The sequence below is a fragment of the Galbibacter sp. genome, from assembly GCF_035306585.1.
Taxonomy (GTDB): domain Bacteria; phylum Bacteroidota; class Bacteroidia; order Flavobacteriales; family Flavobacteriaceae; genus Galbibacter.
Map to the genome: position 1 here is coordinate 1 of NZ_DATGNU010000079.1, position 8,956 is coordinate 8,956.

An 8,956-nucleotide genomic window follows, 5' to 3' on the forward strand; every position below is an offset into this window, starting at 1 on the left:
TTGCTCAAAAAAGTGGGGGGATTTTGTATTTTAATTTTAGAAATTAACAGTACAATCAACTCATTATGAAGAAACTTTTACTAGCAATGCTTTTGCTGTTGACCTGTAGCTTTTCTTTTTCCCAAAGTATTCAAGGTACAGTCACAGATGAACAAAAAACCCCCTTGCCTGGAGTATCTATTGTGATCGATGGTACCCAAAGCGGAACCACTACTGATTTCGATGGAAAATACAGTATTATAGCCGACCCTGGTTCGGTATTGATTTTTACTTATCTGGGGATGAAACCCCAGCGAAAAACAGTAGGTAGTAATCGGGTGATCAATGTTACCATGACCCAAGACGCTGAAAGTCTCGATGAAGTGATAGTGACGGCTCTAGGGGTTGAATCTAAAAAAGTATCGCTGGCCAATTCTATTCAAAATATTAAGGCTGAGGAGCTCATTGAAGGAAACCAAACAAATATGGTCAATGGATTACAAGGAAAAGTCTCGGGTGTTAACATTGTCTCCTCCGGAGGTGCCCCCGGTACTTCTTCCATTATTCTTATCAGAGGTGGGTCATCTATTACTGGTAACAACCAACCTTTGTTTGTAGTAGACGGAATTCCTATCGATAATTCCACCAACTCTAGCCTTGATGTCGCCAGCACAAATAGGGCTTCGGATATTAATCCGAATGACATCGCTAGTATTTCCGTGTTAAAAGGTCCTGCTGCTGCCGCACTATATGGAATTCAAGCCGCCAGTGGAGCTGTGATCATTACCACCAAAAAAGGACAAGCTGGTGTAAGCCAAGTTAGCTATTCCGGATCCTTGTCTGTGGATAAGATCTTGGGAACACCCGATGTTCAGAGCCAATATGGACAAGGAATGCAGGTCGGCTCTGGGGCTGATATGGAGTATGATCCTGAGTCCTCCTTTTCATGGGGAGCTCCTATAAGCGCTGGAACACCCTTGTATTTTAATATGGAAGAGTTCTATAAAACAGCCATTACGCAGAATCACAACGTAAGTTATTCGAGTGGAAATGAAAAGAGTAATATCTATTTTTCAATAGGCGATCTTTCTCAAGATGGTATTGTCCCAAGCACAAGCTATGATAAGACTTCCTTTAAGATCAATGCGAATTCTAAACTTGGAAACAACTTCACTGTTGGTATTTCTGGAAATTATATTAATACCAAAACATCCAGTACTAGACAGGGCAATTCCTCGGGAGGAAGTCTCAATAGTCTTTTGGCCTATCCAGTGAATGTCAATGCAAGAGATTATTTAAATGATGATGGCTCTCAAAAACCATTTTTCTTAGATCAGCAATTTGATAACGCCTATTGGAGTATTGATAATAGTCCCAACACGGATGATGTAAAAAGGCTTATCGGAGTGCTTACCTTAAATTATAATTTCTTAAATGATTTTAATCTGACCTATAAGGTAGGTACAGACGATTACCATGAGTTTAACAAACGAATTATTGGAACGGGATCTTTAATAGAGAACCGTGAAGATGGGTATATAAGCCAATTCGAGAAAGATCATTCGAGACTTACCTCGAATTTATTTTTGCGATACAACAAGACCATAGCCGAAGATTTTACCCTCGATGCCATGATAGGTCATTCGGTAGAAGAGTTAGATGTACGCACGACCTATACCACAGGTGATGGATTTCAGGCACCTGGTATTTATAGTATTTCCAACGTGTCAATTGAAAACCAGCAAATCACCGAAGTAATCAACAGGAAAAGGATTGTGGGGGTTTTTGGTGATCTGAAATTAGGTTGGAAAAATGCACTTTTTCTAACTGCAACTGGTAGAAATGACTGGTCCTCCACCTTGCCTGCGGACAAGCGTTCATTCTTTTATCCCTCTGTAGGGATGTCAGCGGTGCTGACCGATTTATTTGATTTTTCCTCAGATGAATTAAATTTCTTAAAATTAAGAGCTACCTGGGCGCGGGTAGGAAAGGATGCTCCAATAGGGTGGCTGGAGAGTTCTTTGGGTAAAAACCTCAATGGGGCGGCAAGTTCCGGGTATGCTTGGAATGGGGTGAATGTAGGAAATCCTAATTTAGAACCTGAATTTACCAACAGTTATGAGTTTGGTGCCGATATGCGGTTTTTAAAAAATCGAATCGCTTTAGAGCTCACCTATTATAATAGTAAATCCGACAATCAAATATTGACAGAAATTCGAGTTCCACCAACCACTGGAACCTTCTATGCGACGCTCAATGGTGGTTCTATTGAAAATAGTGGGGTAGAAGCGCTGCTTTCTGCTCGTATACTCACAAACCCCGATCGTTTTACATGGGAAACTGTTTTTAATTTTGGAACCAATCAAAGTGAAGTGGTAGCACTTCCAGGGTTTTTAAGTGAAGTTTATCTTTCCGATTCATGGACCTTTCGAAATTCCGCAGCGGGTGCAGCGATTTTAAATGGTTCCTTGTTTGGACTTAGAGGGAAACGACCTGAGAAAAATGAAAATGGGCAAGTCATCGTGCAATCCAACGGTTTACCCAATTTAGAAGATGCAACCTATCACAATATCAATAGGCTTCCAGACTGGAGTCTGGGGATCACCAATACCTTTGGATATAAAAATTTAAGCCTTTCATTTTTGTTTGACATCGCACAAGGACAGGATATTTATAATGCTACCGAATCCGCCCTTGTTTATTACGGACAAAGCCAAAACACCCTTGATAGAGGCCAAACTATCGTCATTGAAGGGGTGGATACCAATGGGAATCCCAACCAGACGCCTGTGATAATGAATCAGGCCTATTACCAAAACTATTACGCCTTGAATTCAGAAAATTTTGTGGAAGATGGTTCCTTTGCTAGACTGCGTTATGTGACCTTATCCTATAAATTGCCCACTACTATTTTAGATAAGTTATCCCTCTCGGCCATGGAGATTTATGCTACGGGAAGAAACTTATTCACCATTTCTGATTATAGTGGGGTGGATCCGGATGTTAACACCTTTGGAGCTGGAATTTCTGGAGCGGGATCGATGTATATCGATAATTTAGGAACGGCCAATACCAAAGGATTTGATTTAGGATTAAGATTTACTTTTTAAAAGAAAGAGACCATGAAAATATTTAACAGTACCTATAAAACACTTATCGCACTGTCGCTAGTGAGCCTAGTGTCATGTTCCGACGATTACTTTGATGTCAATAGCTCCCAGACCGCACCTACGACCACCTCGCTAGCACCGCAATACAGAATTAAAGGTGCCATTGAAAATACCACAGGTACCGCGCAGTACCGAGGAGCAAGAGAAGTACTGGGGATCACCCAGTATGGATCCCAAAATGTAGCAGATTACTACTCGGAAACCTGGAGCAAGGAGTTGACCACTGGAAGTTACTTCCTTTGGCAAAACGCCTACGTATATGCCTTACCTAATACGGCAGATCTAATTGTTTTGGGTGACAAACACAATGCACCCAATTACAAAGGTGTTGGTAAAATATTAAGAGCATATATTTTTGGAATGACCACGGATCAGTACGGAGACATTGTTACCGAACAGACCTACGATGGGGAGTCTTCTATGAACCTTACCCCGGAATTTGTCACTCAAAAAGAGGTGTACAAGACCATTTTTCAATTGCTTGATCAGGGGATTGAGGAATTGGGACAACCTAGTGACATAGCGCTGAACCAAGAAGGTGGGGATGTGCTTTATCAAGGGAATAAAGAGCAATGGATAAAATTTGCCAAGGCCATCAAAGCGCGGTATTTAAATCACCTGAGTAAGAAAAGTTCTGGGGAGATGGCCTATAATGCAGATGAGATCATTGCATTGTGTCAAGAATCCTTTACCTCCAATCAGGACAATGCCATGGTACAATTCCCTGGAGGGGAGGCAGAAAATGCGAATCAACCCTTTAGTGCCAATGGGTATGGTTCCTCACGTATGGACTACTTTTCTCATTTCTTTGTTGAGTTGCTTAAGAACCCTTTAAATTTAGATACTCCTTTTGAAGATCCCAGATTGCCTATTATTGTTCCAGAGGCCGTTAATGGAGGGTATCATGGCGTGGTGACAGGAAGAGGGCTGGATGGATTACCCTCGGAAGATTTCTCGCTTGGAAATGGAGGGTTTTATACCAGTGCGACTTCACCAACCTATATGATGACCTATAGCGAGGTTAAATTCATAGAAGCAGAGGCCAGATATAGAAAGGGCGATTTGCCAGGAGCTTACGCCGCGCTGCGGGCGGGTGTTGAGGCTGACCTAGAAAAGCTGGAGGTCACTTCCGATCAAATCAATGCTTATTTGAATCAATTGGATACTGCCTTTGGAGGTGCAAATATTACGATGTCTGCTATCATGGTTCAAAAATATATTGCCAATATGTTAAATCCAGAGACTTGGGTGGACATGCGAAGAATGGATTACAGTAGTGCGATTTATCCAGGACTGCAACGACCTGAAAATGTAAACCTGGATCTTTTTCCAGGGGCTGATGATTGGATCCAAGCGATGATGTATGAATATAATGAGGAGGATAGGAATTATGTGAATATGCCTGATAATAGTCCCAATATACGATTGACAACACCGCTTTGGTGGAATACTCCAGAATAAATGTATTTTGACATACGATTTTTGCTATAACCAGCAATATTAGTGCAAAATCTCAGGGTTTGATAAACGTTGGGATTTTGTGCTTTTATGCCTTTGATGTTTGAAAAATATTTCATGTAGGCCTTCTACGTTATATAAATATCATATCAGAATAACTCCCCGCAAAGGGATTCTTCGAAAGCCTGCTTTAACGGAACTCTCCCGTGGTACTGTTGTGAAAAGTAAAAAAAGTAAGCGAATTACAAGTGCTCTTTTACCTTAACGCCGTTTTTTATCATAGCATCACAGGTAGCTACCGGGTATCGCCCCACTACCATAGCCATCAACTCCGTCTATGTTGATTTGATGGACGTGTGCCTTAGCTTCTAATTAATGATCTTTCCCATTGCTTCAATAACAAACAGTAAGATTTGAAGTGTTGCGACTATGTTTGCTTAAAAAGACCTACGACATAAATATCATGGGGCCAGATGCTGCAGGGAAAATCTTTGATAAGTAACGAATTATGCTTCTCGGATGGTACTTGCTAATAAGCGCTTAAGGCGTATAAACTCCCCATATAAGCCTTGATAAAGTAGAAAGCTTTTTTTTCTTGGCAAGAAAGCAGTGGGATCGGTGCGAATTTTCTAAGAATAGTCACTTTTAACACTGTTAATGTGAAGGCAATTACCATTTTATAGAAATTCCATGTATATTTAAAACCTGCAAGCGCCAATGCATAAAACATGAGAAACCCTTTTTATAATCTGGAGTGCTTATTTGGTTACTATCCATGCTTATGGAAACATAGGTTTTTGGCGCTTATATGTTTGTGGTGCTGCACCGATTTTTATGCACAAAATAAGACAAGTACCAGCAAAAGGGATACCATAAGCTATATTCAAACAGTGGATATTACCAATGGTAGCATCGATACCCTGCTTACCTTATACAAGCACTTTGAAGCCCCTAATTGGCATCCGGATAATTACCTTATACTAAATAGTTACGGTAAACTCTATACCCTGGAGTTAGAAACCAAAGAATTAGCGCTACTAGATACGGGCTTTGCCGATAAGTGTAATAACGATCACGGTATTTCATTTGATGGAAAATGGCTAGCCCTTAGTCACAACGATACATCAGATCCTTCTGCTAAGCCTTATAAATCTGCGATTTATGTAATGCCTATAGAAGGAGGAGAACCGAGAAAGATAACCTCCAAGGTGCCATCCTATTGGCATGGGTGGTCTCCAGATGGAAAAACACTGACCTATTGCGCAGAACGCAACGGAAATTATGATGTGTATACCATCGCCCTGGAAGGAGGCGAGGAAACAAGACTCACCACCGATAAGGCATTAGATGATGGGCCAGAATATTCTCCAGATGGGAAATACATTTACTATAATTCTTATCGCTCTGGTCATATGCAAATTTGGCGCATGCTACCCAATGGAGAAGAGCCCGAGCAGCTCACCTTTGATACATACTCCAACTGGTTTCCACATCCTTCGCCCGATGGAAAGTGGATCGCTTACATCGCCTATACCACCGATGAGAAACAAAACCATCCTTTTGGGAAACAGGTGAAATTACGCCTGTTAAATATAGCCACTAAAGAAATTAAGGACTTAACACCAGAATTCTTCGGAGGACAAGGAACCATCAACGTTCCCTCTTGGAGTCCAGATAGTAAGAAAATTGCTTATGTCCGCTACGTAATAAATTAAAATTCAATTACTACTCATGAAAGACAATAAAAACACGCGAAGGAAATTTTTAGGTCAAATTGGGGCGACTGCCTTGGTCTCCGCAGCCATTCCTTTCACTTCTTCAGCAGCCCAGGAGAAAGCAGAACAGCGCATGATGCGTTATGATCGTACATTTTCAGCCAATGATAAAATCCGTATTGGCGTCATCGGTTTTGGGGTACAAGGTCATTTTGATTTAAATGCTGCTTTAGAAGTTCCAGGGGTAGAGGTGGTCGCTATTTGTGATCTCTACACGGGAAGAATACAAAATGCAAAAGAGAAATTCGGTAAAAAGATCTTTACCACCAGAAATTATAAAGACATTTTAGATCGGCGTGATGTGGATGCGGTTTTGATCTGTACCACGGATATTTGGCATGCGCAGATTGCTCATGATGCCTTAGCGAAAGGAAAACACGTATACCTTGAAAAACCAATGGTCTACAAAATAGAGCAAGGGCTTCCACTAATTAAAGCCGCAAAAGCCTCTGGAAAGGTTTTCCAAGTAGGGAGCCAACGAGTCAGTAGTATTGGCTATTTAAAAGCCAAAGAATTATTAGCCTCTGGAGAAATCGGAGCCTTAAATATGGTAAGTGCGGTCTATGATAGACAAAGTTCCATCGGTGCATGGGAGTACACCATTCCAAATGATGCCAGTGCAGAAACCACCGACTGGGAGTCCTTTGTGGAAATAACCGAAAAAATGGAATTTGATGCTAAGAAATTCTTCTGGTGGAGAGCCTATAAAGAATTAGGAACTGGCGTAGCGGGAGATCTGTATGTACATCTACTTAGCGGGACGCATTTAATAACCAATTCCCTCGGACCAGAGTCCATTTACAGTACTGGTCAATTGAGTTATTGGAAAGATGGTCGTAATATGCCTGATGTGATGTCAGGGGTTATGCAGTATCCCGATAGCCAGCAGCACCCTGCCTTCCAGCTTAATTTAAGAGTGAACTTCATTAGCGGAGGTGGTGGTAAAGAAGTAATTGAGCTTATCGGATCGGAAGGGGTCATGCGAATCGATGGTGATAATGTTACGGTAAAGCATAACATTATGCCAGAGGCACCAGGATTTGGTGGATATGATTCCCTATTTACCTTCTCAAAGGATATGCAGCAGGAGCTCACCCGTGAGTATAAAGCCAAATGGAGCCAGGAGCAAACCAAAAGAAAACAAATCCCAGATGTGGTATTTAAAGCCCCTGATGGATACAACTCCCATGTGGATCACCTAGCCAACTTCTTTGATGCCATACGTACAGGCTCACCTGTTGTAGAGGATGCTGAATTTGGCTTTAGAACAGCGGCACCATCGCTGGCTTGTAACGATAGTTATTTCAGTAAGGAGATCATTAAATGGGATCCCGTAAATATGAAATTGGTCTAATCATTTAAGATCAGATTATTATAAAGGGTCAATAGGTTAGCCATTTTTTAAAAGGCCGATCTATTGGCTTTTTAATCTGTAATAGCGTTTGCAAGTGGCAGGCGATAAAGGCCTAATAAGCAACGATCTCTTTAAGCTTTTATTAGGATTTCACAGCGTGTAAATGCGCTTTAGTTTTACTAATTTTGATTAAAATTTTAGCTTGTAATTCTGATGGCTCAAAAATCATTACTTCTTAGTTCCTTTCAGTTAGGAAATATTACCTTAAATAACCGTATTGTAATTTCACCCATGTGTCAGTATTGTGCCACAGATGGCAGGGCAAATGACTGGCATCTTGTTCACTTAGGCGCAAGAGCGGTTGGTGGGGCAGGGCTTATTATGCAAGAGGCTACTGCCATAAGCCCCGAAGGAAGGATTAGTTATGGTGATCTAGGAATTTGGGAAGATCAGCAAGTGGAACCACTGAAAAGAATAGTGGATTTTATCCATGATCAAGGCGGCAAAATTGGGATTCAATTGGCGCATGCTGGTAGAAAAGCTAGTTGCGAAAAGCCGTGGAATGGGGGCGGACAAATTGCCCCAGATCATAAAAATGGATGGGAATCTATTGCCCCATCGGCCATTGCATTTAATAATGGAAAGCATGTGCCTAAAGCAATGAGCTTAGCGGATATACAATTGATCCGAAAAAACTTTAAAAACGCCGCACAACGGGCCTTAGAGGCCGGTTATGATGTGATTGAACTACATGCGGCTCATGGTTATCTATTGCATCAGTTTTACTCGCCTTTAAGTAATAAACGGGAAGATCATTACGGCGGTAGCTTTGAAAACCGAATTCGCCTGACTTTGGAGGCGGTGGATGCCATACAAGAGGTCTGGGGAAAACAACGGCCCTTACTTGTTCGTCTCTCTGCAACGGATTGGACCAAGGGCGGTTGGAGTATAGAAGATTCGGTAAAGCTCGCTTTGATACTTAAATCTATGGGAGTCCATTTAATCGATACCTCTTCTGGAGGAAATGTCATAGCGGAGATTCCCGCAAGACCGAACTACCAAGTTCCATTTGCGGCTCAAATTAGAAAACAAGTGGACATCCCAACTGGAGCAGTCGGTCTTATTAACACCCCAGTGCAAGCAGAAGAAATTTTACAAAAAGAACAAGCAGATCTTATTTTTATCGCAAGAGAGAGTCTTCGCAGTCCGTATTTTCCACT

Annotated in this window: 5 protein-coding genes; all 5 read left to right on the forward strand. The window is 41.5% G+C overall.

Annotated features, from left to right (window positions below; all coding sequences use genetic code 11):
- Positions 1-65 precede the first annotated feature (65 nt).
- Positions 66-3,089 carry a SusC/RagA family TonB-linked outer membrane protein gene (locus VKY50_RS08140; protein WP_324300707.1) on the forward strand — a complete coding sequence of 1,008 codons (3,024 nt, stop codon included), beginning with the start codon at positions 66-68 and terminating at the stop codon, positions 3,087-3,089.
- A gap of 12 nt (positions 3,090-3,101) precedes the next feature.
- The gene (locus tag VKY50_RS08145) at positions 3,102-4,610 is read left to right on the forward strand and encodes a SusD/RagB family nutrient-binding outer membrane lipoprotein (RefSeq protein ID WP_324300709.1); all 1,509 of its coding nucleotides are present in this window, start codon (positions 3,102-3,104) and stop codon (positions 4,608-4,610) included.
- A 794-nt stretch (positions 4,611-5,404) separates the two neighbouring features.
- A complete protein-coding gene (locus VKY50_RS08150) occupies positions 5,405-6,322 on the forward strand; it encodes a TolB family protein (RefSeq protein WP_324300711.1) in 918 nt (305 codons plus the stop codon).
- Positions 6,323-6,338: 16 nt separating this feature from the next.
- Entirely contained in the window at positions 6,339-7,736 is a 1,398-nt protein-coding gene (locus VKY50_RS08155) for a Gfo/Idh/MocA family protein (RefSeq protein WP_324300713.1), read from the forward strand.
- A gap of 213 nt (positions 7,737-7,949) precedes the next feature.
- Positions 7,950-8,956: NADH:flavin oxidoreductase/NADH oxidase (locus tag VKY50_RS08160; RefSeq protein ID WP_324300715.1), on the forward strand; the 1,007-nt coding region annotated here is incomplete at its 3' end.